This window comes from Paraburkholderia sp. BL17N1 (genome assembly GCF_003634175.1).
GTDB lineage: Bacteria > Pseudomonadota > Gammaproteobacteria > Burkholderiales > Burkholderiaceae > Paraburkholderia.
This window is the reverse complement of record NZ_RBIW01000002.1, coordinates 889,258-915,583: the sequence shown is the minus strand read 5'-3', so window position 1 is coordinate 915,583 and position 26,326 is coordinate 889,258. Positions and strand designations below refer to the sequence as shown.

At 59.7% G+C, this 26,326-nt stretch carries 20 protein-coding genes; 5 read left to right on the top strand and 15 right to left on the bottom strand.

What is annotated here, in order from left to right; translation table 11 throughout:
* Positions 1 to 971: 971 nt before the first annotated feature.
* Positions 972 to 2,423 (bottom strand): PLP-dependent aminotransferase family protein, encoded by a 1,452-nt coding sequence (locus B0G82_RS23980; RefSeq protein WP_121309271.1) that lies wholly within the window; start codon positions 2,421 to 2,423, stop codon positions 972 to 974.
* Positions 2,424 to 2,487: 64 nt separating this feature from the next.
* On the bottom strand, positions 2,488 to 4,044 hold the full coding sequence (locus B0G82_RS23975; protein ID WP_121309270.1) for an EAL domain-containing protein: 1,557 nt from the start codon (positions 4,042 to 4,044) through the stop codon (positions 2,488 to 2,490).
* 246 nt (positions 4,045 to 4,290) lie between these two features.
* Here B0G82_RS23975 and B0G82_RS23970 point away from each other — a divergent pair, with 246 nt between their 5' ends.
* On the top strand, positions 4,291 to 5,742 hold the full coding sequence (locus tag B0G82_RS23970) for a PLP-dependent aminotransferase family protein (protein WP_121309269.1): 1,452 nt from the start codon (positions 4,291 to 4,293) through the stop codon (positions 5,740 to 5,742).
* A gap of 14 nt (positions 5,743 to 5,756) precedes the next feature.
* Here B0G82_RS23970 and B0G82_RS23965 read toward each other — a convergent pair whose 3' ends face one another.
* The gene (locus tag B0G82_RS23965; RefSeq protein WP_277872795.1) at positions 5,757 to 6,536 is read right to left on the bottom strand and encodes a sensor domain-containing diguanylate cyclase; all 780 of its coding nucleotides are present in this window, start codon (positions 6,534 to 6,536) and stop codon (positions 5,757 to 5,759) included.
* Positions 6,537 to 7,010: 474 nt separating this feature from the next.
* On the bottom strand, positions 7,011 to 8,429 hold the full coding sequence (locus tag B0G82_RS23960) for a hypothetical protein (RefSeq protein ID WP_147308716.1): 1,419 nt from the start codon (positions 8,427 to 8,429) through the stop codon (positions 7,011 to 7,013).
* An 82-nt stretch (positions 8,430 to 8,511) separates the two neighbouring features.
* Between B0G82_RS23960 and B0G82_RS23955 the strand changes: the two genes are divergently transcribed.
* Positions 8,512 to 9,777, top strand: coding sequence for an IS256 family transposase (locus B0G82_RS23955; RefSeq protein ID WP_121310804.1), 1,266 nt, complete (start codon positions 8,512 to 8,514; stop codon positions 9,775 to 9,777).
* 537 nt (positions 9,778 to 10,314) lie between these two features.
* Here the strand turns inward: B0G82_RS23955 and B0G82_RS23950 are convergent.
* From B0G82_RS23950 to B0G82_RS23905, 11 genes are all read right to left on the bottom strand, one after another.
* Positions 10,315 to 11,031, bottom strand: coding sequence for a DUF2968 domain-containing protein (locus B0G82_RS23950; RefSeq protein ID WP_158608189.1), 717 nt, complete (start codon positions 11,029 to 11,031; stop codon positions 10,315 to 10,317).
* A gap of 131 nt (positions 11,032 to 11,162) precedes the next feature.
* On the bottom strand, positions 11,163 to 12,200 hold the full coding sequence (locus B0G82_RS23945) for a rod shape-determining protein (RefSeq protein WP_199730165.1): 1,038 nt from the start codon (positions 12,198 to 12,200) through the stop codon (positions 11,163 to 11,165).
* Between the two features lie 366 nt (positions 12,201 to 12,566).
* A complete protein-coding gene (locus tag B0G82_RS39495) occupies positions 12,567 to 12,788 on the bottom strand; it encodes a hypothetical protein (protein WP_147439566.1) in 222 nt (73 codons plus the stop codon).
* A gap of 3 nt (positions 12,789 to 12,791) precedes the next feature.
* A complete protein-coding gene (locus B0G82_RS23940; RefSeq protein WP_116146037.1) occupies positions 12,792 to 13,133 on the bottom strand; it encodes a hypothetical protein in 342 nt (113 codons plus the stop codon).
* 25 nt (positions 13,134 to 13,158) lie between these two features.
* Positions 13,159 to 13,407 carry a hypothetical protein gene (locus B0G82_RS23935; RefSeq protein WP_116146036.1) on the bottom strand — a complete coding sequence of 83 codons (249 nt, stop codon included), beginning with the start codon at positions 13,405 to 13,407 and terminating at the stop codon, positions 13,159 to 13,161.
* 43 nt (positions 13,408 to 13,450) lie between these two features.
* Positions 13,451 to 13,582 carry a hypothetical protein gene (locus B0G82_RS41110; RefSeq protein ID WP_277872794.1) on the bottom strand — a complete coding sequence of 44 codons (132 nt, stop codon included), beginning with the start codon at positions 13,580 to 13,582 and terminating at the stop codon, positions 13,451 to 13,453.
* A 156-nt stretch (positions 13,583 to 13,738) separates the two neighbouring features.
* Entirely contained in the window at positions 13,739 to 14,023 is a 285-nt protein-coding gene (locus B0G82_RS23930; RefSeq protein WP_121309267.1) for a DUF6447 family protein, read from the bottom strand.
* A 125-nt stretch (positions 14,024 to 14,148) separates the two neighbouring features.
* Positions 14,149 to 16,461 (bottom strand): DUF4214 domain-containing protein, encoded by a 2,313-nt coding sequence (locus B0G82_RS23925; RefSeq protein ID WP_121309266.1) that lies wholly within the window; start codon positions 16,459 to 16,461, stop codon positions 14,149 to 14,151.
* A gap of 1,750 nt (positions 16,462 to 18,211) precedes the next feature.
* A complete protein-coding gene (locus B0G82_RS23915) occupies positions 18,212 to 19,681 on the bottom strand; it encodes a TolC family outer membrane protein (protein ID WP_199730164.1) in 1,470 nt (489 codons plus the stop codon).
* Between the two features lies 1 nt (position 19,682).
* Positions 19,683 to 21,047, bottom strand: coding sequence for an HlyD family type I secretion periplasmic adaptor subunit (locus tag B0G82_RS23910; RefSeq protein ID WP_121309264.1), 1,365 nt, complete (start codon positions 21,045 to 21,047; stop codon positions 19,683 to 19,685).
* Positions 21,048 to 21,061: 14 nt separating this feature from the next.
* Positions 21,062 to 22,843, bottom strand: a complete 1,782-nt coding sequence (locus B0G82_RS23905; protein ID WP_121309263.1) for a type I secretion system permease/ATPase — start codon at positions 22,841 to 22,843, stop codon at positions 21,062 to 21,064.
* Positions 22,844 to 23,053: 210 nt separating this feature from the next.
* Here B0G82_RS23905 and B0G82_RS23900 point away from each other — a divergent pair, with 210 nt between their 5' ends.
* The 3 genes from B0G82_RS23900 to B0G82_RS23890 are packed head-to-tail and all read left to right on the top strand — an operon-like array spanning position 23,054 to position 26,326.
* Complete coding sequence (locus B0G82_RS23900; RefSeq protein ID WP_116146025.1) at positions 23,054 to 24,259, top strand: glycosyltransferase family 1 protein; 1,206 nt, start codon at positions 23,054 to 23,056, stop codon at positions 24,257 to 24,259.
* Positions 24,260 to 24,281: 22 nt separating this feature from the next.
* Positions 24,282 to 25,085, top strand: coding sequence for an ABC transporter permease (locus B0G82_RS23895; protein WP_241974816.1), 804 nt, complete (start codon positions 24,282 to 24,284; stop codon positions 25,083 to 25,085).
* Positions 25,086 to 25,111: 26 nt separating this feature from the next.
* Positions 25,112 to 26,326 carry an ABC transporter ATP-binding protein gene (locus B0G82_RS23890; protein WP_241974815.1) on the top strand — a complete coding sequence of 405 codons (1,215 nt, stop codon included), beginning with the start codon at positions 25,112 to 25,114 and terminating at the stop codon, positions 26,324 to 26,326.

The window sequence follows — 26,326 nt, the reverse complement described above, 5'->3', positions numbered from 1 at the left end:
GGCCGAATTTCCACGCTCTCCGAGCACATAACATTCGCTTCAGCCCTGCGCCGCAGGCGTAGACTGCGCCCGCCATCGGACAGGCCATGCCGTCGTCCCTAAGCGCCGCTCCTAGGCCCGATCCGCGATTAAACGGCCGACGAGGCGTTCATTCAACCCGCCTCAGCGACTCGACGGTCCCCTCGCTCGCTGCCACCCGGCGCCGAAAACGACCAGCTACTAGTTGCAGGTTTTGATGTGATCGGCCATGACGGGGTTTCGGCATGTCGTCAGGATTGCAAACGGTTGAGACCAGGCTGAATTGAAAACCGGATCAAGGTGATAAAGGGTAATGGGGCAAGGCACGCGTGAGTTGGATCACGACGCGCTGCGCCGGAACTGATACCCGAAGGCTTCAGCCACTTCGTTACCTCCATGACTGCTCCGGTTGCTTGCGGCTGGAGCGGTTGCCGGGCGGGGCTTACACCCACTGGAAAGCGCCACCTTTTCACGGCGTACACCCGGAGCGGACCTTGCGACCCGCGACTCGTCAATGGCAGCTTTCTGGAGATGTTGTTGGAAAAGTCGCTGCCCGTGTTTCTCGCGCGGTTTCCGGGGGTCTTCTTACCCTCGACCGATCTTCGCGCGCGGTTTGTAGGCCGATCTGAGAGGTCGATTTTTTCGCTAGCGGATCGCACACGCCGTATAGCGGCTTTTTCAACAGCATCTGGGTTCAACGGACATCCCCGCCTCCCCGTCTGGTGCGCCGTTGAGCATGACATGAATCTGCGGGTGCACTGGCCCACCGCCTACGTTAGCGTGAGTCCGGCCTGGCGACCTCGATGGATCGCGCTGGGGAGTCCGGTTCCGGCGACAGGAGAACCGTTTCCACAGTCCCTCGGCCGACTGCCGCCAGACGCAGGTCACAGGCGGCCTCGGATCCTCTCCGCTCCATCTGGCATCGCCTTCAATCATGGCTCCTCGTCTGCTATTTATTCCGCTCCTTCGCGCTTGGTATGCCGTGCTGTCCGTTGCTCAGCCATTGCTCGCCTCGCCAGCATGCCCAACGTGTGGATCTCCTTTTCAACGTCGGGGGTCCACGGACGGCCATAGTTAAGCCGGATGTGACGGCGAAATTCGTGGCCGCATGAAAAGATTGCACCGGGCGCTATCGCGATTTCGTGCGCTTCCGCCATCTCGAACAACTGCAATGCCTCGACTCCTTCTGGAAGTTCCACCCATAGAAAGAATCCGCCCGGCGGCCGGACCACTAATGTCCCTTTGGGGAAGTACCTGACGACCGCGTCCGCCATCCGGCTCTGAAGGGACGCCAATTCGCGGCGCAGTTTGCGTAGAAGCCGGTCGTAGTCCGCATGCTCGAGGTAGTCGGCAATTGCGCATTGTGCGGGCACGGATGCCGGGGCCATCGTCAGCCAACGCGCGTGCTCAACTCTCGCCGCGTATCTTCCCGCCGCTACCCAACCGAGGCGCAGTCCAGGCGCAAGGCTCTTCGAAAACGAACCGCAGTGCAGCACGAGACCGTTAGAATCGAAGCGCTTTGCCGGATAGGCTGGCGCCAAGCCAAAATGCAGTTCGCGAAATACGTCGTCCTCAATGAGCGGCACGCCATGTTTTGCCAGCAACCTTACGAGCGCCTCCTTCCGTTCATCGGAGAGCGTCGCGCCGGTAGGCTGATGCAGCGTCGTCATAAACCAGCAAGCCCGCACCGGATACTGCCGCAACGCCTCCGCTAATACGCCGAGGTCGAGTCCATAATGTGGATCGACAGGGATTTCCACGGCCTTCAGATGCAGGCGCTGAACCGCATCTTGTACACCATGGAAAGCGGGCCGTTCTATTGCGATGGTGTCGCCAGGCCGCGTCAGTACCTGCAGACAGAGTACCAGTGCATCGAGCGCGCCACTCGTCACAACCACCTCGTCGATTGGAACGGTAACACCTGTGACAACGTAGCGCAGGGCGATCTGGCGACGCAGATCTGCTTCCGCCTTTCCCGCCGACAAGGTATTCCGGGAACTCGCCATCCTCTGGGTTGCCGCAGTTAACGAGCGCGAGATCCGGCCAAGCGGGAACAGTTGGGCACTTGGCTCCGAAGAGCCAAGGCCGGGATGCGCGCATCGACGTTGAGCCTTAATGAAGCGGACAATCAGGCTGTCGCCATCAGCCTTATCAATACTGCGCTTTGAAACAATCGCTTGAGATTTCATCGCCGCAGGCCGACTTGCGACGAAATAACCCGACCGAGGTCTTGCGACGATCAGGCCTCGTCGTTCGAGAGTGTAGTAAGCCTGGAAAACGGTTGAAGGGCTCACCCGGTACGAAGTGCTCGCCTGGCGCACCGACGGGAGCCGCACACCGGGTTCAAGCGTACCGTTCGCAATCAGGTTTTCGAACTCCGTCGCCAGTTGGAGATAGCGCTTCATTATTATGTCACGCTAATTAAATAGAGCTGTTCCAGCTTGCTCCGGTTGCAGGTGAACGCCTCATTTAGAAATTTCGAACCCGCCAGCCGAGCACGGTTGCGGCTCCCGCCGGCTTTGAGGACGGAGCGTTGGCGGCCTCCAGAAATACCTTCAGCCGGCTGGCGCCGAGTGCACGGCTATAGAAGAACCCTTGACCAAACTCGGCACGGCTCGCCCGCGCGACGTTGTGATGCGCCGAGTTTTCAATGCCTTCGACCACGACCACGGCGCCGATCTCATGGCCCATGCTCGTCAACGCATTGAGCTGTCTGGAGCGCTCATCGGGATCCATTCCCAGCACGTCCCTGTCAATCTTCACCATCTCAAAGGTCATGTCTGCCGGCAGTTCAAGTCCGACGTCAGTGGGACGCACGGCCGACAGGGCAAAACGTATTCCTTTATCACGCGCCTGCGCCATCATAGGGATGAGACGTTTTTTGAACTTCCTCGCGCTGCCTGCTCCGATCTTTAGTATTAGCGGTGGAAGACCGAGGGAGCCAATGTCGCCCAGGTCTGCAATGAAGGCGGAACTTACCAGGTAAGAAGCGGGAGCGGTAACGCCGAGGTAGAGCGATTTCGGAGCGCCGATTTCCCGCAGCTCCTGAGCGGCACGCGACAGGACGAATCGCGTCATCGGTCCGATCAAACTACTGTTATCAATGAACTCCATATAGTGAGCCGGGCCCAACGCGCCGTACTTCTGGTTGTCCCATCGCAACAACGCTTCGACGCCGACGCACCTGGCGCGCCTCACGCCAACGACGGGTTGGTACTCAACATGGAACTCGCCGCGACGCAGGCCTGCACGCGCAGCACGCAGCAGCGACTTGTCGTGGCGAAACCACCTTTTGAGGGCCCAACCGACAACAACGACCAGGACGGCCACCAGGAGCGGCCACAATGCAAAGTCCAATATGGTCGATACTGAAATATGCTGCGTAGCAGGGCTCGCCAAAGGCTGCACCGAGTCGAGTGTGTCGGTGCTGCTCGAAGGCGAGATCGCTCGCGTTTCACAACCCGTACCCGATGAGCAATCCGGGGGCGACATCGTTAGTCCTTCCGGCGACTGCTCCGACCGGTCGGCCCGCGAAGCGATACCGGCCACCGCGTTAGAGGCCAGAAAGCCGCCTCGCACTGCCGCAGCGTGGTCGCGGGTTTGCCACGGCAGGTCTCTAAGCAGCGCCATAACGTTCGGTGCCGATCTGGTGCTTGCAGCAGCGGTGCCGATGGCATCGGCACGCATGTCGTCCAGGGAATCGCAAGTGTTAGTCAGCAAGGGCATCGGGCCTGCGTCCGGTCCCGCAAGGGCTGCGGGAGCAACGGGCAACTGCGCAATGAACGCGCAGGCTGAGCCGAAGCGAACCGGGGGCGCTGGTGGACCAGCCAGCCAGTCCGTCAATTGTTTCCAGACGTCGTTTTCAAACGTAAGAATGCGACTGGAACCGGTGCTGGCCGGACCTGCAAGAGCGAGCGAGGTGCCTGCGCAGATGACCAGGACGGCTGCCAACCCTTGTCTTGAGGCACGACGGAGCGCGATGAAGGCGCTGCGCCTGATAGTTGATGCCGGGAACCCCAATGCCATTGATTTATCGCTAAGAGAATTAGGCTTGAAAACCGTTGTCGATCGGACCGCTACGCGTACGCGAAACATCGAAGCAAGTGGAACCGGTCTGCGCGCACTTTGCCAGCGTGTGTGCGTCCGCAATAGAAGCAGATTGCGAAAGAAAGGCCGTATCAGATCGAAAAGTAGCTATCTTTTAACTGTGGGTGTATGTGCTAGCGGGGCGGGTCCGATGTCCGCGGTGGTGTTTTCTGTGAGGAGCACAAGTTGAAACGGTACGAGCGGTTAGCCGACCAACTCAGCGAGCTCATCAAGCGCGGTGATCTGCCACCCGGCGCGCGTATTCCTTCGGTTCGCGCCGCGTGCAAGGCATGGGGCGTGAGCCCCGCGACGGTATTTCGCGCCTACTACCTGCTCGAAAATAGGGGCATGGTCAAGGCGCGCCCGCGTTCCGGCTATTTCGTGTCGTCGATTTCCAGAGAATCACCGAGTCAAAGCGCCGAAACCTCGCTGGGTACCGACCCGAAGACCGTCAATATCGCCGACCTCGTCTTCGAGGTCCTCAAGACGATCAGGCAGCCCGACACTGTCCCATTTGGTTCAGCGTTCCTGAGCCCTGCGCTGTTTCCAATGGCGCGCGTCGGAAAGTCGTGCGCGACTGTCAATCGCTCAACGCACCTGGCCAGCATGGTTGACGGACTGCCGCCGGGGTACGAAGGATTGCGCCAGCAGATTTCGTCGCGTTACCTGATTGCAGGGATGACGGTGCCAGTCGACGAGATCATCATTACGAGCGGTGCACTCGAAGCCCTGACGCTAAGCGCCCAGTTGCTCGCCGCTCCAGGCGATGTGATCGTGATCGAAAAGCCGACGTTCTATGCGGCGCTGCAAGCTATCGAGCGTCTGAGACTTAACGTAGTGGAGATTCCCGTTGACCCGGTGGAGGGGCATGATCTGGATGCGCTCGCGCGTGCGCTGCAGCAACATCCGGTTCGCGCCTGCTGGTTCATGACCTCGTTCCACAATCCGACCGGGGTGACACTGGACGATTCCAGGAAGCAGGCGCTGGTTGATCTGCTCGCCAGACACGACATACCGCTCATCGAGGATGACGTCTACAACGAGCTGCACTTTGGCCCGGACCCGGTGCGTCCGGCCAAATTCTTCGACCGGAAAGGTCTTGTCATCCATTGTGGATCGTTCGCGAAATGCCTTGCGCCCGGATATCGTATCGGCTGGGCGGCAGCCGGAAGGTTCGCGGGTGGGCTGGAACGTGCCAAATGGATGACCAGTCTATCGGCCAGCATGCCGGCGCAGCGCGCGATCGCCGACTATCTGGAGCATGGCGGCTATGAACGTTTCCTGCACAAACTGCGTCGCGAGTTGGCCCTTCAGCAGTCGCAGATGCTCGACGCGATCAGCCGGTATTTCCCGGCCAATACGATGGCGACAAGGTCTGACGGCGGCTATTTCACATGGGTGGCGCTACCGGATCACGTAGACTCGATACAGCTCTTCCAGGCTGCCCTCAATAGTGGCATCAGCGTCGCACCGGGAGCTATCTTCTCTGCGGATGGCGCCTTCCGACACCGTGTGCGTCTGAACTATGGATACCCGTGGTCGGCACGGCTCGATAAGGCGGTCGCGACACTAGGCGCCCTGTGCGCCGATGAATCGCGATGCGGCGCAAAGCTGGCCGGTCCGGTTCAGCACGCATGAGACGGGCGTTGATCTCAACCCGGCACGCCGATCCGTGAATCGTGAAGCTCATGCACGACTATACGCGCCTTGCCCGCGACCTTCGCACGATACATTGCGGCATCCGCCGCGCGTAACAAGGCTTCCCCGCTCAATGACGCTGCCTGGCCGCGCAGCAGCATGCCAATACTGGCCGATAACTGGATGACCTCCGCCCCAATCGTTACGGGCTGGCTCAGTGTCAGCAGGATTGCACGTGCAATTCTCTCCAGTGCAGCACGATCGATTGCAGGGCCGGTCAGCAGCACCGTGAACTCATCCCCGGCATGCCGCGCGACCAGATCCCCGCCACGCACGCAACGGCTGATCCGGCGCGCGGTTTCAACCAGTACTTCGTCGCCGCACTGATGCCCGTATGTATCGTTCACGGCCTTGAAGCCGTCCAGATCGATAAACATGATGGCAGCCACACCGTCGCCACCTGCTGCGCACGCCTCATCCAGCCTCTCGAGGAACGAGCGTCTGTTAGGCAGGCCGGTCAGCGCGTCGTGGAACGCCTGATGCCGCAGGCGATCGAGCAACGCCGTTCGTTCGGTCACATCCTGCACCAGCAGGTAGTACCCGTCGGCAGACTGATCGTGCACGCGACGCGGCACCAGCACACCACGCAGGACACGTCGACTCCCGTTAAGCGTCGCTCCAACCTCGTACTCGACCCTTTCGCCGTTGAGCACGCGCTGGACGTACGGCTCGATGGCCCTGCGACTGCCTGAGCGATAGTCGAGGTTTCCCGGCGATGGCCTTGATCCGGCCATCGCGGCGACAACGGGGGTTGATCAGGGCCGGCGCGCGTGGACGCGCCGGCAATGCCTATGGCTCCCCATGCCGCTTAATAGACGAACGGCATCGATAGGCGATCGGTTTGTATAACCGCTAGCCGAAGCGTGCCGTGAAGCAACTTGTCGCATGGATCACTGGCGTGCGATGTCCCGTCCGCCGCCGACCGACTGGGCACCTTATCAGCACACGGTTACTATGGCCGATCCGCGGTACAAGGCGTTTTATGGCGGCTTGTTGCCTGTCATGCAATGTACAAGTCGGGACGTCATCGGACAGGCACCGTCAGATCCTGCGAAGGCTGCTCAACCATGCAAGTGGCGAAAGACGGCACCCCACCCCGAACGGCCATTTAAACGGACCGTAAGCGGTCATCCATCGAGCAATGAACCGGTCAAGGATATTCGAGAAACTGGTCACTGGAGAATCAACCCCGCACAAAGATTACGCACCTATCGGCGTGCCAGCGTCCCGCGATAGCCAGCAAACGCAGCAAGAGGCAATTCGGTCGCTGGGTTGAACGGCTGCCATGCAACGTCGGGGGCATTTTCGAGCACTGAACCAACGTGTGGTGCACCCAGCGCGATGCTCAAAGACGGAAATGTCCAGTTCCAACTGGCTGGGTGCTGGTCCAGCCGATGCACGCTGGCCGGTACCAGTCCGTCGTCGCGTCTGGCTGCCCAGTCCGTGACCTGGCCTGCATAATCGCGCCACACGTCGGTGCCGGCCAGATCGACGGCTAATGGTGCAATGGACACCACAGCGAACCACAGTGCTGCGCCGAACGTGACTTTGCGCGCTTCGCCCCCCCATACACTGAGGGCAATGAGCGGTGGCAACCATAGCAGCGTCAGCACGCGCGAGTCGAAGCTGATGTGGGCATTAAAGAGATCGAACCGTTCGCGCCAGCATAGATAACTGATCGCGACCAGCACCGTACCCAGCGCTGCACGTGCTTTGGGTTTTCGCAGCCCGATAACAAAGCACAACGCTGCGAGCATGCTCGCGCCGAGTACCGGGTTCTGCCCCGTGTGCTGGATCCCATGCAGGAAGGCACCCCGGTTGGCCAGATCACGTGGATAAATGATCCAGTACGCAGCGATTGCAGCACCAAGCGCCCATAGCGCAATACACAGGCCTAGCAGACTGAGTGTCACGTAACGTTGCTGCCGAACAAGAGCAGTCAGGTGCGCGCGTGAACGGGTTAGCAGGATCAATCCGAAGAGCGCAAGTGTGACCGCTTGGGTTTCGTACATGCGCGTGAGCAGCACAGATAGTGCGACTGGCAGCAGCCACGCGGTCGCTGAAAACCGGCCCGGCTGCAACAAGTACGCGAGCATGGGCCACGCGAGCGGTAACAGAAACTGACTTTCGCCGATCAACAGAAAGTCGTTCGGAAGTGTAATTGACAGCATGCCGAACAGAAAGGCAGGTAGCAGCGCGACGGGCGCACCTTTTTTTACCTGCATGCGCACAATCAGATAGGCGAATATGAACGGCAACAGATAGCCGAGGCCGAAAATGAAGCGCAGCAGTGTGGCATTCTCCAGGCCGCAGTGAAGCGCAAGCACTATCGGCCATTGGCCTAGGTCGTACGAAAACTGTCGCGACCACGCGATATGGCTCACATCGCGTGAGCGCAGGATTTCAATGAAGAACGATGCGCCATCGGCAGAGAACGGTTTGTTCGACAGGACTGACCATACCAGCGTTATGAGGATCGCCGCGGCGAGACAGTCGATCGGCAGCAGCGGCGAATAACGGGACTTTGGGTGCAGGTTGGGTGAGGCTAAGGTCACGCGGATAGTTTTTATAGGAGTGAGTCGGGTATGGGGGGCTTTGTCGACATCTGTGAACATCGACATTGACATGAAAAAGTCCCACCCATTTCGGACCTATCCGTAATTTCGTGGGCGGGGCATATCATGAGGGATCAAGGTCATGGATATGCCGATGAAAAAGAAACGCACCGTCGCGTCTCAGGCAGCGGCCCGCGGGCCGCTGCCTGAACTGCCTGAAGCGCTGCTGGATGAACTGGTGAAGGGTCCGATGACGCCCGCCGAGGTTCAGGACCTGATGCTGGCGTTCAACAAGGCGCTCATCGAGCGCGCGATGGGCGCCGAAATGAACATGCATCTGGGCTACCGGCCCGGCCAGCCCAAGCCTGCGGAGCAGACCAATGAACGCAACGGCGCCAGCGGCAAGACAGTCATCACCGAGCGTGGCCCGGTGCGGGTCGATCTGCCGCGCGACCGTGAAGGCAGCTTCGAGCCGATCCTGATTCCCAAACACGAGCGCCGTTTCACGGGCTTCGACGAACGCATCATTGCCATGTACGCACGCGGCATGAGCGTGCGCGAGATCCAGGCGTTTCTGGCCGAAAGCTATGGCACCGAGGTCTCGCCCGACTTCATCAGTTCGGTCACCGATGAGGTGATGGCCGAAACGCTTGCCTGGCAAAGCCGTCCACTTGAGCCGATGTACCCGGTGGTGTTCTTCGACGCGCTGCGCGTGAAGATCCGTGGTGACGGTATGGTGAGCAATAAGGCGGTGTATCTGGCGCTGGGCATTCAGGCCGACGGCCAGCGCGACGTGCTCGGCCTGTGGATCGAGCAGACCGAAGGTGCGAAGTTCTGGCTGAAGGTGTTCAATGAACTGAAGACCCGGGGCTGCCAGGACATCCTGATCGCGGTGGTCGACGGCCTGAAGGGGCTGGCCGAGGCGATCGGCACGGCGTACCCGCGCACGGCCGTGCAGACCTGCATCGTGCACCTGATCCGCAACAGCCTGGAATACGCCAGTTACAAGGACCGCAAAGGCGTCGCCGCAGCGCTGCGTCCGGTCTATGCCGCCGCGAACGAACAGGCCGCGCAGCAGGCCCTGGAGGCCTTTGCCGAAGGGCCATGGGGCGCGAAGTATCCGACCATCGTGCAGTCGTGGCGACGGGCGTGGGAGAACGTCACACCGTTCTTCGTGTTTCCGCCCGACATACGCCGTGTCGTCTACACCACGAATGCCATTGAGAGCCTGAACATGCAACTACGCAAGATCATCAAGACCCGCGGCCACTTCCCCAACGACGAGGCCGCCATCAAGCTATTGTGGCTGGCATTGCGCAACGTGCTGGCGAAGTCTGTACGGGCGGCATTCGACTGGTCCTCCGCCATGAACCAGTTCGCTATTCTGTTTGGAGAGCGTTTTACCAACGCACGCGGGTAACTCCGCTAACCGCCTCGCACACAAAAATGCGGACAGGCTCCCCATTTCTGGTAAAACGACGGATCCGCTACAGCTCAGCGTAATCGGGCCAAGGATGGATCATACAAGGCGCTCCCTCAGATCGCCAACGTGCTCGGCAGAGTGTCCATTTGCTTGCCGATGAACTCGTACACTTCGGATTGTCGACAATCCGGGCGGAGATGTCGAAGGCCCGTTTCTGGTCGTCGTGCCGCCTCATGCAATGGGCAGAATGGCATCCAGCTCGCCAGGGTGACGCTCCATGTATTTCGGGAGCAGCCACGAGCATACCGACACCGCACGATCAGGCGCTGGCGTTTCGACTTTGCGTCGTTGACAAAGAAGGCGTCGTGACCATATCCGTCGCGGTGCGCAAAGGGATCGGACATTCTTTGTTTCAGGTGAATTCCGTTTCCGCGTCCGCCTGTGCATCGCGCAAATAGGCCAGGTTGCTGCGCAGCAGCCACGGGGTTCTGACGCCATGAGGCGGCTCTTCACGCACCCTCGAATCCGCATGGTTCACTGCGCCGTCGCCAACGTGTCGCTTTTGGTGTGTTGAGCGTGTTTTCTGGTCTTGTGCAATCGTGCCGGATGTTCCGGCGGGAGCCCCAAATTGGACGCGATCTGCAGCCCAACAACCTGACGCCTGATTTGCGAGAGCTTCTTGCGCGCGTCCTGATCTTCGGCCTTCAGGTTCTTGACCTGCTCTGCGGCCTGCGCTTGCTGTGTGGCGATTTCGTCTCGCTGCGTCTGAGCGATCTGGGCGTCCGCCTGTAGCTGTTGTGCCTTGATTTGCGCCTGCTGGATCAACCGCTGGGTCGCTACTTCCTGCGCTGCCAGCTCAGCGCTCCTCTCTTGCGCGGCGGCCAGGCGTTCGGCCTGCGCCACAAAGTCGGCGTATATTGCATCAGCCCGTTTCTTGTTCTGCGTTGTGATTACCCGCCAGTAAGTATTTTGCTGCGAAATCGCGACATAGTAGGCTAGATCGCGACCGAAAAATGACAGCGTCGCGCTGTAGTTGCCAGCCACCGTCGAGCGAAGCGGCGTCACTCGTCCCTGTTGGACAAGTTGGGTGAGTGTCGAAATGTCACCGCCCGTTTGCTCGCTAGCCGATGCGGCCGTCGCGGACAGATTTGCGGGAGCTGAGCCGACTGACTGCCCTAACGGCACCTGTACAGTCGCATCGGAAGCGCCCGAAACAGCTGCGGCCTCGTTAGCATGGGCGCCGGACAGCATCTGGACTGCGGTTAACGCCAATGTCAATGCGGTGAAGCGGAGCGATTTGGTTCGTGTGTGTCGCATGGCCGTGTATTGATTCAGAGAAATACGCTAAAGAAAATTCGAGGCGATGTGTGTTGGTGCGTCCGCTACGCAAAGAAGTGAGAATCGAGCGTATCGATCGCGAGCCCGGTGCCGCGAATAACGCACGTCATCGGTTGTTCAGCGACCGCCACGGGCAGTCCCGTTTCCTCGCGCAGGCGTTGATCGAGGCCTCTCAGCATGGCGCTCCCGCCGGTCAGCATGAACCCGCGATCGGCGATGTCGGCTGCAAGCTCCGGCGGGGTGCTCTCCAGAACGCGTCTTAGCAGTGACACGATTTGATCGAGCGGCTCGATGAACGCTTCATATACCTCTTGGCTCGATAGTGTCATGGAGCGCGGGACGCCTTCGGCCAGGCTGCGGCCGATCACGCCCGTAAAAAGATCGTCCTTGGGTGGAAGTGCGCTGCCGATCTCCAGCTTGACTCGTTGCGCGGTGTGCTCGCCGATCAGCAAACCGTGCGTGCGGCGAACGTAGTTGACGATGGCCTGGTCAAGCGTGTCACCTCCCACGCGGGCGGATGCCCCGCGCACGACGCTGCCGAGCGCAATGACGCCGATCTCAGTCGTGCCGGCGCCAACGTCGACGACCATGCAACCCGTCGCTTCGGAGATGGCGAGTCCGGCGCCGAGGGCTGCGGCCAGCGGCCTCGCGAACAACGCAACGTGGGACGCACCGGCACCGTGCACCGCTTCCTTAAAGGCGCGGCGCTCCACCTGGGTCGCGCCGCCCGGGACGGTGACGGTGATTCGTGCCGCGTTCGTCAGCCGTCGGCCTTTGCGGGCGTGACGCACGAATTGCCGGATCATCTGCTCGCTTGCCGGGAAGTTCGAGATGACGCCGCCCCGGATTGGCGTGATGGCTTCGATGTTCTGCGGCAGCCTGCCGAGCATTCTCCTGGCTTCGTCACCCACGGACACTGTCGGACGCCCGCCCGCTCTTAACGAGTCGCGTCCATGAGTACACAGCACAGATGCTTGACTCAGGACCAGGCCGGCCCCGGAGATATGAATTCGCGTGTTTGCCGTTCCTACGTCGAGGGCAAGTTCCGCTGGGCGGAAGCGCAACAAGCGCCCTATCGACATGAAAAGTGCGTAGCTGTAAGCCGATCATCCATTCTTGACTTCGCCGATGAGTTGTTATGTGGTTATGTGTGCGTACGCAACCATTTTCCAACGAAACGAAAATCTTGCGTCAACGTCGTAGTTATCGGCCAAGTTTCACAATTCTTTAATTTGCACGAAGGCTCAACGCATCGAAAACCTCTCAAACTGGATGTGTTTTTTGAAGATTGTCGACGCTTCACGAGACACACTAGAGTGACCGATTATGGCCGAACTGAGACCGACGACTGACAGCGGCTGTCGAATCAAGTCCAGACTTCTACACATGCAAGCACAGTTGCCGTTGCCCGAGTCGGCGTCGTGACATGGCGGCATAACCTGATCAAGCTACGACTGAGAATTGCGCTGGCTGTCTTCGATCCTCGCCTCGCGTCTCCAATCGAGTTCCGACCAGGCCCAGATTGCGCACCCGACGAGTGACCAGAACAGCGGCGCTCCCTGGATCGGGGAAATCGGCCAACCAAGAAGTTCCGCGCCTTTCAGTAAAAGCTCCGGTAGAGAAATAACGCCGAGTATTCTGATCAGCGTCCGTAGCGTCGTTTTCTTCACTGACTACTCCCTGGATACGGTCGATTTGCTTTGGAGTCGATCATGCACTCGCGTGCCAAGGTGCGGCCGGTCTTGATGGACACCTTCGTTGCCAGTCTCAGCGAGCCGTTTTACGTCCGAAGCGAACACCGCTGCGCTCAGGTCGCGCATCATCTGGCGTGCCTGCTCCGGCGCCAGCCGGAAGCCGTGTTCGCCAGCGGCGATAGAACCGTCCGATACCCCTTCTGCGGACAGGCGCATTGCGATATGCGCGCTCGTCGAGTCAATCTGCCAGTCGTGGACCGGTACGTGCGAAGAAGCGTGGGCGTCTTCCGCCACCGGCGTGAGGTTCGTTGCGTCTGACATGTTTGTCCGGGAGCGATGACGGCGGCTATTCGGCGCCCTCGGCACGCCGGGCCAGATCGGCAGTGCGCTGCAGCTCGAGTTCCAGCAGTGCCAGATTCAGTCCGGAAATCAGCTCGTGGGCCTGGTCTGGCGTCAGCTGAACTTCGTGCTGTCTGAGGTCGCTTATGAGAGAACCTGAAAGCGCCCGGCCGGAAAGATGAACGGAGGCCTGTTCGCTCGTTGATTCGGCGTGAACCTTCCAGCGCCCTACGGGGATAAGTAATGGCGGCATCATGCGTTCTCCCGCATGCCGTGGACTGGTGCCTGTAGCGTCTGATTCATATTCGTCCGAGCGCCTCCTCAATGCGGTCGAAGATGGCACGCTGCTGCGGATCGTCCAGGGATAGACTCCCCTGAATGGTTTTCAGGGTGCCGATGAGGATCCAGTTCGTCTTCCATAGCGCTAGCATGTGTGCCTCGTAGTCAAGCGACTGGCTCCGATTGATGCTGTGCATATCGTGCATGAGGTGGAATGGTTAGAGGCGCTAGTGGTTGTTGGGGAGAACTTTGCTTGGGTTATCCAGGTTGGCCTGTCACTCCTCGTGCCGCAGCGCTTCGAAGGTCCGTCAGCCTGGCCCGCCTTTTTCGGACTTGGCCTTCGCCTTGGGCTTGCGTGGCGAACGTGGCTTTTTCTCGGGGGCTCGCACCTCGGATGCACCACCCTTGACGGCAGTCACCAGCGCGTTGCTGTAGGCATTGCGGGCCGTCTGCGCAATGGCCAGTTGCTGCTGCAGGCGGGCGATTTCGGCATCGACGACCTGGATGTTCTGGACCTGCGCGTGGGCTTCTGCGGACAGCTTGGCGGTGGTGTAGTTCGTGCCGTTGAGGGTGATGTATTCGGGTAGGGACATGGAATTACTCGGAAAAGGACCTTCTCATTAAAGCGAAAAACCCCGCCTCCTTGTGAGAGACGGGGTTCGCTCTGTTTTCACGGAGGCCGCTCACTTGCGTGGGCGGCGCACATACCGGAAGACAGTTAGGCGACGAGAACGGTGCCGGTTGCAGCTGCCGTGCCAACCGCAGTCGCGTGCACGCCGACCAGTTCTACGATATGAGCGGAGTTAGCAGCGGTAGCGCCGAATTCAGCCACATACGTGTTGTTGTTCGCGGCGTCATACCACGCGACCGTATGACCTGCAACGCCGCTAGACAGTGCTTCTGCAGCTGTGATAAAGGCAGCAGCATTTGCATACGAAGCGGAAGCGACCATGCCCTTGACAGCGCCCAACTCGGTGCCGGCCGTCAGAGCTGTACCCGCCTTGATGACGTCCTGGTTGAGGACGAAGTTGTTGACCACGTCGGTTTGTGCATACTGCGCGGACAGGACCAGCGTATTGACCTTCGTGTGACCAGCCAGGAGCGTGATGGTATCTGCCTTCGTCGTGCTGGTTTCGGTGATGGTCGTCGTGCCGGAACCCGTGAGGATTACGTCACCCTTCCCGGAGTCAGCCGTCAGCGTGAACGCGCCCGTGAAGGCCGAGGCGTCAATCTTGTCGCCCGTTGCCGTCGCAGCAGCCACTTTCATGAACAGGTCGTCGCCACCCGTCACCACAAACTTGGTGTTGTCGCTGTTAGCAAAGGTCACCGGAGTAAGGGATGCACCGTTAGCAGACGTGCCGTTCGACGACAGGTTGACGGTCGAGAAACCGGTCACAGTCTGCGTACCGATGTTAGCGAAACCTGCCAATGTAGTCGTACCGATATTCAGGTTCAACGTTTGTGCGCCAACTGCCGCACCGAACGAATCAGCGCCGACGGCAGCGGTGATGTCAACGGTGGCGCCATCGGCCAGGTTGCTGATGGTCACGCCGCCGGTATCCGAGACTGCGTAGTGGTTAGCGAAGGTTGCCGTGATTTTCGAAGCATCAACAGCAGCTGCGCCAGAGCCGCCCAGACCCAAGACTTCAAAGCCAGTCGCTGCGTTCAGCGCGGTGTAGTCGGCCGTTGCCAGTGTGCCAGCATCGCTGATGACCAGCGTATCGGTGCCAGCACCGCCGTTGAGCTGCGAACCAGACGTCAGGGCATCCAGGCTTGCCGTCGTGATGCTCAACGAATCATTGCCCGAGCCACCCGTGAAGGCAAACGACGAAGCTACCGTAGCAGTGTCAATAATCGAAACACCAGCGGTATCCGTCGAAGCGTTGATGGTCTTCAAACCAGCAAGGCCTTCCGTCAACGTCAGCTTCTGGTCACCCGAGATGTTAAGGGTCGTCAGAGCACCGCCAGTGTTGGTCAGCGTGATGGCGTCAGCGGCGCCCGTTGCCGTCAGGTTCAACGTTGCGACCTTCGAACCGTTCAGGTCCAGCGTGTTTGCCGTGGCATTCGCGACCTTGCTCAGCGTCACCGATTCCGCCGTGTCCGTCGTCGACGCGATGGTGTAGGTGCGGCCGTTCGTCGTGTCGTTCGACAGCGTCACGCTCTGATTAGCGACAGTAGCGGTGATTGATGCTGCTGCGGCGTCCAAGGTCAAGGACGTCACGCCAACGACCTTCGACACATCCACGCTCGCGCCAGCGTTGTTAATCCAGACGCTTTCGACGCTATTCAGTGTCGGCAGCACTTGGCCTGCAGCCGCGCCATCGCTGTAAATCTTCAGCGTGTCGTTGCCAGAGCCACCATTGATGCTGTCGGCGACGCCCGAAACGTATTTGCCAGCACCTGCAGTGTTGTCAGCGACGAACACATCGTTGCCGCTCGTGCCCGTCAGCGTATCCACACCCGTAGTGAGCGTGAACGTCTGTGCTACCGCACCCGTACCGATGTTTGCGACCGTCGTCGACAGAGCTGCGGTTGCCGTAGCTTGCGAAGTCGAGTCGACAACCGATGCGACCGCTGCGCGAGCGTTGTTCGCTGCTGCGTTGCCCGAGTAAGCGACTTGACCAGCAGCCGACTGGGTCAGCGCTGCGGTGAACGAGTCAGCGTAGCCCAGCTTTGCAGTCAGTTCTGCTGCGTCCGTACCAGTTGCGCCGTTGTAGATGTTCAGAGCGACCGAAGCGAGCGTGAATTGTCCGTTGACGATGCCGCTCACGTAGTAGTTCAGACCGGTCACGTCAGCAGGACGACCAAACAGCGTTTGATAGATCGCGTTGACTTGCGCAGCCGTGCTCGAACCGCCATAGAGAGCGGTCGACTCAGCCGAGTTACCGAATGCGTTGATGATCGAATTCAGGTTGCCGTTCGCAGCGGTCAGCTGGTTAACCCAGTATTGCTGACCTGCCGGGTCAGCGGGGCGGCCGTAATAGGCCAGATATGCTTGTTGTACTTGTTCGGCGTAGGACAATGCGGCCATTTGAACATTCCCAATAAAGGTTTATCTGAATCACACGTGTGACGCGTCGGCAATTCCATGCTGTGGCAGGAGCCGACTTGCCTATTACTGGCAATAAGTCCCTAGCCCACGACACCGACAACGCATTGCGGATTTTCCATGTCCGGCGCAGGCAATGTGTGATGTGGCTCACAAATTCGCAAATAGCTAATGAAAGTTTCGGACGCAGCGCATGAAAGAGATAAGCGAACGAGTCAGACGAGGAAATGCAGACTTCCAGAGGGGTCGCACGCCTGAAGAGATAGAGTTGGCAGGGCATTACCCCGGATCGGCGGGCGCCTTCACAGTGCTTCGGTCGCCGATGAAGAGAAACAATCCGTCGCCTCGCTCCAGATACCAGCAGCCTAGGGAAATGAGGAGGCTAAGAGACAGAAAAGCGCGTTGGTGCCGGCACTCCGCTTCAGATGTGCACGTCGGGAGCATCCGGCGCAGTATTCTTTATGGTAAAGCGGTTCTACGCCGACGGACAGCGCACCGATTTCATGGAGCCGGAAATGAAAAAGCAGCCCACGTGTTGTACGTGGGCGCAAAACCTCCGTCCTGCCGAGAGTGCGGACGGGCGACCATCACTACGGTCAGCCGCCATTGAGGTAATCCGAGACCTTCCGGTTGACCGACCGGGGTGAACGCGGGCTAAAGCTAAAAAGCCCACGTTCAGTGTCCATGGTAATTCAATGACCCGTTATTTCTTGTGACGGATATCACAGATCGAAAAATTTGCTGTCGACGTAATCGAAAAGGCTCTCACCAGCGGCGAATTTAGCCGCTATGCAAAGCGTGAAAAACGCGCCACTTACATGCGTCCAGAAGACGTTCCGGGAACGCGATGTGGTCGTCGCAAAGGGATTTACGGGGAAAGCTGGAAGCCAATGAATGCTGCGTAACGCAAAGAGCGGCCGCTTAATACATTCACCTGCGCGACTAGTTACCGACGAGGCCATAGGCGCCGAGGAGAAAGTGGCTAGGCAGTCCGGATGAGTCTTGCTCCCGAGCGTCTGGCTCAGACGTCGGATCTGCCAGAACCTGTGATCCGGCTTCAGATGCCTGCTCCTCTAGCACCCAACTGGCGTTGGAGTGTTCCAGTGTACCGTTGAGTTCCCGGATGAGATCCACTATCCGCTCGCATTGCAACAGGTAATGTCGCGTGCTTGATGAGCGGACGCGGTCACCTGACTGGCCAGCCACGGAGAACGACAGATGCACATGGCCCGGCACTGAGGCCGGCTCAATGGTCCAGCCGACAATGCAGCATTGCGGACCGCATCGCTTGCGTGACGCTCTTTCCTTGGTGTTCGAATGAGATGCCATAGGTCTATTTCAAGGAGTGTGCGCAGCAGCAAGCTGACCAACCGCTTAGCTGATGCGCAAAAGGTCCCCTAATTTAGAGCAGGTGTCGACGGAAGATTGTGCGGACGGGCACAATTTGAAGTTAAATGGCAACGGTTGTCCGCTCATTAATGCGGCAATGCAAGGTTCGTTGCGGAGGAGGGCGCTTGCATCGGACTGGGGTCGGTAGAAGACCCCGTCTGAGCAGATGAAACGATGGGCGGCCGGGGAGACCACATCGCCGCAGATTCAGTACACCTGCCGCTGCTGAGTGCGCCGACTCAGCAGCGACTGTCATGCGGTGCCGTCGAGGCATGCCGCACCGGCGAGGCGGTGCCAGAATCCCGCCCAACCGCGGAAAACCGAGCGGGCAGGGTGTCGATGTTCAGTGTACGAGCGGCATCGACCTTGTAACGTTCGCCATCTGGGCAGATGGAACGAACCACTGCGCGATTTCATACAGATCCTGTGGCGTCAGCGTCCCTGCCGCACGTTTGAGTTGCAGCTCGGCCAGCAGGTACTGATAGCGCGCGCGCGCCAGATCCCGCTTGGCCTGATATAGCTGCTGTGTCGCTGTCAGTACGTCCAGATTCGTGCGCATGCCGGCCTGCACGCTTTTTTTCGTCGCCGTAATCTGCACGGTGGCGGACTCCACTGCACTCTCGAGCGCACTGATGCGTGTCAGGCTGCTGACGCACACGTTGTACTGTTTGCGTAAGTCGAGTAACACCTTGTCGGTTTTGTCCTGCAACTCGAGCTCCGCCCGCTCATAGTTAGCCTGAGCCTGTTGCGACGAGGCCTGCACAAGGCCGCCTGAATACAGCGGTATCGTCACCTCCACGCCGATCGCCTTGGTCAGATAGCGCTGGCCGATGGTCTCCACCGTATTAGACTGGTTCTTGCCGATACTGGCGACCAGATCGACGCGCGGATAAAAGCCCGCCTTCACAATTTTCACCTGCTGCTGCGCGGCCTCCAGAGAGTGCCGTCCGGCGATCAGCTGGGCGTTGTCCTCAAGAGCAATATCCCGCCATTCGTCGAAGCCAACGGGCGAGGGCAGCGTCGGCCGATAGTTATCATTCAGCCGGTCAAGACCGGCGACGTCGAGCGAAGCCGGCAGGCCCGTCATTGCCTCGAGTGTATGCGCTGCATTGTCGACAGCGTCGCGCGCGTCGACTACGTCTGCCTGTGCGAGTTCCGACTTCGACTTGGTCTCCAGGATGTCCGTGCGCGTGCCTTCGCCGTTCCGGAACATCGCCTGGTTGCCGGCGAACTGTTCGTCAAACGCCTTTTTCTGGGCCGTTGCGAGTGATAGCTGCTCCTGAGCAAAGACGGTATCCGTATAGGCGCCCAGCACGCGCACGAGCAGTTCCTGCTTGCGGTCGTCGAAGGTCGCATCGCCAGCGAGAGCTGTTGCTTTGCCGTAACGGTAACGCGCTATGCCTTCAAAGTTGATCAGGGATTGGCGCAGTGAAAGACCCTCGGAATACGCTCCATAGACCTGGTGAACTGAAACGTCGCCCTGTGGCTGTCCAAAATACGTCGTACCGGTCACATCGCGGTACTTGGCGTAGTTCGCCGACACGTTCGGCAGCAGGTATGAGCGGCCAATTGCCACGTTGGCATCATCGGCCTCTTTCTGTTTTGCCGCTGCTGCGAACACCGGATCGTGACCTAGCGCAGCGTCATAGACCTCTGCCAGACTGAGTGCGTGCGCCGCGCACGGTGCGATCAGCGCTGCACTAAACGATATTGCAAGCGCGATAGCATGCAGTTGGGGCGCCGTACGGATAAGCCGGCGTGAACAGGTGGAGATCGACCTGCGTCCCCTCAAGGTTATAAGCACACGTTGCACGTCAGTCCTCCGTCAACGCGGTGTGCGAGCGATCGATGAGCGGCTTGAGCAGGTAGCTGAGCATGGAGCGCTGGCCGGCATTGACGAACATCTCAACCGGCATCCCGGGCCTCACGTTCAGATTCCGCAGCAGTTTCATGCCCTGCGGCGTCACCTTGGCGCGAACCCGGTAGTACGGTGCGCCCGTATGGTCATCCACCAGACGGTCTGCCGATACAAAGGTGAGGACGCCCGGTATCTTCGGCGTACTGTTCTGGTTGAAGGCGGTAAACATCATGTCGACCGGCAGACCCTTGTGAACCTTGTCGATCAGGTTGACCTGCAACTGGCCTTCCACTTCGAGCGGCTCGCCGCTGGGCACCACCTCCATCAGCTTCGCGCCTGCTGCGACCGTGCCGCCGTCGGTGAACACGTTTACGCCCACAACCGTTCCGTCGACCGGAGAGCGGACCTCTGTGTTGGCGAGTTGGAACTCGCTTTCAGCGAGACGGCTTTTCAGGGCCCCGGTGTCGCGCTGCACCTCGCTAAGTTGGGTGCGGACATCTTTCATGTAGTCTTCCTGCATCTGCGCGATGTGCAGGCGTGCTTCGGCCATCTGGCTTGCCAGCTGTCCAGTGGTGCCAGTCTGTCTGGAGATGTCGCTATTGAGGGCGGCCTCCTGACGTTCAAGGTCCTGAAGCTTGCTGCGCGGCACATACCCCTCGCTCGTGAGCTGCCGCACGCCGGCCAGCTGGTCCTGCAGCGTCTTGCGTTCTGCCAGTTGCTGTACCTGGGAGTCGCTCTGGCCTGCCAGCTGGGCGCGATAGCCCGCAATGTTTTCCGCCAGCGCGCCGACCGACGCTTTCAGTGCCAGCCGGCGTGTGATCAGCAGTTGCTGTTGCAGCCTGACGTCATCTTCGGCCTCTTCGTCATGCGCTGCGACACGATCCATCAGCTCGGGCGGAAACGCTATTTCTTTCGCGTTAGTCGCTTCCGCGACGAGGCGTGCCTTCATTGCGAGCTCTGTCAGGTATTGCGAACGGACGGTGGCGGCCTGGGACCTCGTCTGAACGTCGTTCATCCTGACGAGCACCTGGCCTGCCTTCACTTCATCACCGTCCTGCACGAGAATCTCGCGGATGATGCCACCCGTCGGATGTTGGATTGTCTTGCGATTGCCGGTCACGACCACCGTACCCTGAACTGCAGTTCCCTTGCTGAGGGGAGCGAAGGACGCCCATAGCAGCGAACCTACGATGCCCACCAGCACGACCGTCCAGCCGAGTTTCACGTATCGCGATTCGTCGACATCAACCACGGGCGGCAATGCAGTGCCGAGCACCTCGACGGCGGGCACCGCCGCCTTCCTGCTTTGAAAATTGAACATGGAAACCCTGCAGATCAGACGGTCGCCTCCGCCGTGTCAGCGGCGGACGGTTGGGGATGTTCGGGCTGGGTCGGGCCCGCGGCGGCAGGTTGTGCAGTTGCCGTCTGGGCCGGAGCGTTCTGCAACGCGGCCAGCACGTGTGCAGTCGGGCCGTACATCCTGAGCTGACCCTCCACCAGGAGCAGCAGCTTGGTGGTCGCCGCAATGATGCTCGTGCGATGGGTGATCAGGACAACGGTCTTGCCCGCGGCCTGCAGGCGCTCGATCGCCTGCTTCAGTGCTGCCTCGCCCGTCTCGTCGAGATTCGAGTTCGGCTCATCGAGTACGATAAAAGACGGGTCGCCGTATAACGCGCGGGCCAGTCCGATACGCTGTTTCTGGCCGCCGGACAGGCCGGCTCCCCTGTCACCCACTAGCGTGTCATAGCCCTGCGGCAAACGCAGGATCATCTCGTGAACGCCCGCGAGCTTTGCCGCTTCGATGACCTTGTCAGATTCAATCTGGCCAAAGCGCGCAATGTTTTCGGCGATTGAGCCGCCAAACAGTTCGATGTCCTGTGGCAGGTAACCGATATGCGGGCCCAACTGATCCTTGTCCCACTGGTAGATGTCGGCTCCGTCAAGTCGCACCGTTCCGACAGCGGCGGGCCATACGCCCACCATGAGCCGAGCGAGTGTGGACTTGCCGGAGGCGCTCGGCCCGATAACGCCCACGATGTCGCCCGCGTCGATGTTGAACGACAGGCCGTGCACCACAGGCAGACGCGAGCCCGGTGCCGCGGCACTCACCGCCTCGAGCGTCAGGCGACCTGTCGGGGGCGGCAGACTCATGCCGATACGGCGCACCGGGTTGGTCTCGAGCAGATCGACGAGGCGGTCATATGCACTTCTCGCGCCACTCCACTGACGCCAGACCGAGATCACCATTTCCAGCGGGCCCAGAACCTTGCCCATCAGGATCGAGCCGGCGATCATCATGCCCGGGGACACCTTGCCTTCAATCGCGAGCAGGGCGCCCAGTCCCAGGATCAGCGACTGCAGCGACAGGCGGAAAAATTTGGTGACATTGCCGACCATCGCGGCTTTCTCGCTGGCTTCCGCCTGCCGGGCCAGAAAGCCGGCGTTCAGTATCGACCAGCGCGACATCAGGTTGGGCAGCATGCCCATGGCTTCGATGACTTCGGCGTTTCGCAGGTTCGCGGTCGCAAGCGAACTCGAGCGGATCGACAGCGCGGTTGCTTCGGCCAGTGGACGACGCGAGACCCGTTCGTTGGCAATAGCGAGCGCGATGAGAACGACGGATCCCGCCAGCGAAAACACGCCGAGCCAGACGTTGAACAGGAAAATGACTGCCAGGTAGATGGGAAACCACGGCGCGTCAAAGAACGCGAACAGTGCGTTGCCCGTCACGAACTGGCGGATCGTGGTCAAATCGTTGAGCGACTGACCTGCATTGACGCCCTGCTGCTTGAGGTTCGTCTCAAACGCCGCCGTGTACACGCGACTGTTCAGATGCATGTCGAGCTTGCCGCCCACCCGTATCACGATGAAGCTGCGTACGTACTCAAGCACGCTCGAGAACGCATACATGCCCAGCATCATCAGCGTGAGCATCGCGAGTGTGACGCCATTACGGCTGGGCAGAACACGATCGTAGACCTGCAGCATGTAGAGCGACGGCACGAGCATCAGCACGTTGATGAGCATGCTGAAGATCCCCACCGTGCGGAACACACGACGGTAACCCAGCAGCGCCTGAATGATTTCGTTCGACGGTACCCGGACTTTCTTGGTCATTTGCTGTTGCCGCGCTAGCTGATCGCGACACCTCCCGACTGGTCTGCAATTTTGATCTGTTGGTTATTCGACACCGCAGCGTCGGCCCCTTGCGAAGGCGCTCATTCTGATCCATCGAGCCCGGCAAAAATGTGACGGCTGTCACATCAATTCAGGAAAACAAGCCCGATACTTGCGCTGCTTCCAGAATCCCCTCTTTGCAGGCAGCCGATGCTCACAAATCATAATTCCGACGCGCAGCTCAATATCGCAATGGGAGGGCGTGCGTTGCTTACGCCTCTAACCGGTATTGGGCAATACGCGTCACATCTCGCCCGAGAATTTGTGCAACGGGGACATCAGGTGCGGTTTTTCTATGGAACGCACTGGTCTACATCGCGTGAGAAGGGTGCCGTCACATCCTCCGCCGGGGGGGGAGGGGAAAGGTCATTGCGTACGGCGGCGGCGGGGAGTGCCAAGCGCTTTGCGCGCCGGTTCGTGCCCGGCATTTACCGTTTCATGCCGCATGTCGAACAGTACCGCTTTGATTCGGGAATACGGCGGCAGCGTGTCCCGCAGGTCTATCACGATCCGAACTTCATTCCGTTCCGGTTTCGCGGCCCCACGGTGATTACTGCACATGACGTATCCTGGGTACGCTATCCCGAGTACCATCCGGCACATCGCCTCGCGCTTCTGCGTGCCAACTTTCCGCGCGCTCTCGAGCAGTCCGACAGGATCATCGTGGTATCGGATTTTGTGCGCGATGAATTGCAGGCCTGTTTTCCAGTGCAGCGCGATAAGATCAGAGTCGTCTATAACGGCGTCTCGACGCGCTTCCGGCCGCATTCTTCCGATGCGACCTCTGAGGTACTGGCACGGTACGGCCTCGTGCACGGCCACTATTTCGCTGCAGTGGGCACGCTCGAGCCGCGCAAGAACCTTCATACCGTGCTCGCAGCACATGCGCGCCTGCCGGTCGCGGTGCGTTGCAATTTCCCGCTGACTCTCATTGGTGTGGAGGGGTGGCTGACCGACTCACTTCACCTCGCGCTGGAGCATGGCCTGCGCGAGGGTTCCGTGCGCAGACTGGGCTATGTATCCGACGATGACATTCCGGTCCTGACTGCGGGCGCACTTGCGATGGTATATCCGTCGGTCTATGAGGGCTTTGGACTGCCGGTATTAGAAGCAATGGCATCCGGCGTCCCGGTGCTGTGTTCGACGGCCCGCGCTTTGCAGGAAGTGGCGGGCGATGCCGCGGTCATGCGCGACGCAGCCGATGTCGAAGGCTTTACTGAAGCCATGCAGGCTCTCATCGACGACAGCGCGCTGCGCGAACGGCTGATCACAGCCGGAAGCGTTCGTGCCCGCAGCTTCAGTTGGCAGCGTACTGCCGACGAAACCCTTGCCGTCTATCGCCAGATCGTCGCCTGAGAGCTTCAGACGGGACAGGCGTATGCCCACCTTCAATCTGTTCATGCATACATTAAGAACCAGTCTTGCGCATGTGCTGCTCCTCTCGCGCCAGGATCTCATTGACCGGCACCGCGAAAACGCGCTCGGTGCCGCGTGGCTGCTGATCCAGCCTTTGACGTTTGTCGTGCTGTTCAGTACTGTGTTTTCCCGCTTCATGCGCACACGGATTGGCGCGGACGCGGATCCCTATCTGTATACGGTTTATCTGATTGGCGGGCTTCTCACATGGAATCTCTTCGCTAACCTGCTGAACCGGCTGACGCCTGTTTACGGCTCAAAGGCGCACCTGATCCGTAAAATCAGCGTCGACCTATGGATCATGCCGCTTCATATCGTGCTCGCCGAGTGGGCTGTCTACGGCATTACCATGGGTTTTTTCGCCGTCTTCCTGATAATTATCGGTCACCCAATCGGTGTGCAATGGCTGGTACTGCCCGTCATCGCGCTGTTGCTAAGCGCGTTTGCGTACGGGGTTGGCATCATCCTCGGTACTCTCGACGTTTTTATTCCTGACATCAAGAACGTCCTTAACATACTCCTGCAGTTCGGGTTCTGGCTGACACCGGTGGTCTATCTCGCATCGATCCTGCCGGCTTGGGCCGCAAAGGCGATGCACCTGAGTCCGATCTTCTGGGCCATCGATGCCGTGCACGGCATCGTCGTGTGGCATCAGTATCCGCCAGCAAAGGAGCTAATCGGACTCGCTCTGGCCGCGTGCGTCAGTCTGCTCGCGAGCCGCCTGCTGCTGGACCGGCTGCAATCGGATTTGAGGGATACGCTGTGACAGGTCGTGTGCAGAGAGGTTCGCCGGTGCTGGAGGTCCAACGGCTATCGAAGCGCTTCAAGATCTACAACCGGACCGCTGACCGCCTTCTAGAAGGCCTTTTCGGAAAGACGCGGCATCGCGTGCATGTTGCCCTCGATGACATTTCGTTTTCGCTCGGTCAGGGCGAGGCGATTGGCGTGCTGGGACAAAACGGTGCGGGCAAGTCCACGCTACTCAAACTGGTGAGCGGTGTGCTGATGCCCGATGCTGGAACGATCGAACGCCGTGGACGCATCGCCGGCCTGCTGGAGTTGGGCACCGGTTTCGACGGCAGTCTGTCGGGTCGCGAAAACATTGCCGTGAACGCAAGACTGATTGGGATGACCAGCGCGGAGATCGAGGAACGATTCGACGCGATCGTTGCTTTTTCCGAGTTGGCCGGCTTCATTGACGCGCCGTTGCGGACCTATTCGTCCGGAATGGTCATGCGGCTCGGGTTTGCCGTGGCCATTCACGCGGACCCCGTCTGCTTTATTGTCGACGAGGCACTGGCAGTGGGCGATGCGCGCTTTCAGCAGAAATGCCTGAAGCGCATTCGCGAATTCCGCGATAAGGGTGGCTCTATCCTATACGTGTCTCACGACATCAATTCGGTAAAGCTGCTCTGCGATCGGGCGATTCTGCTTTCGGAGGGCACCATCGCGTACGACGGGTTGCCCGACGAGGCCGCGCAGATCTACTACAGACTGATTGCCGGGATCGATGACGACGCGCCGCAGAAGGATGAGTCCACGCCCGAGTCGTACGGCGCGTTGAGCACGCGCATCCGCAACGTGGTGCTGTCAAACCGGCTTGGCCCCGCAACGCGCTTTGCGTCCGGCGAAGAAATCACTATCGCACTCGAATGCGAGTCAAAACAGACTGCCGAGCTATCCGTCGGGATTCTCATTCGCGACCGCTTTGGTCAGGACGTCTTCGGCACCAACACCGCCCTGCTTCGCGAGGCGGCACACTTTTCGGCCGACGGCCGGGTAAGTTGCCGCTTCTCGCTGCCGTTGAATTTCGCCCCTGGCAAATATACGGTGACCGTCGCACTGCATTCCGACGATACCCATATTCATGATTGCCAGCACTGGTGGGATGCTGCTGCGGCGTTCGAGATCGCCGGCTTCAGCAACGTTCCTTTTTCCGGACTGTGCTATGTGCCAGTCCGTTTTGAGCAATCCCCGGTACGAAACTTCGTAGAACCCACGTTTTAA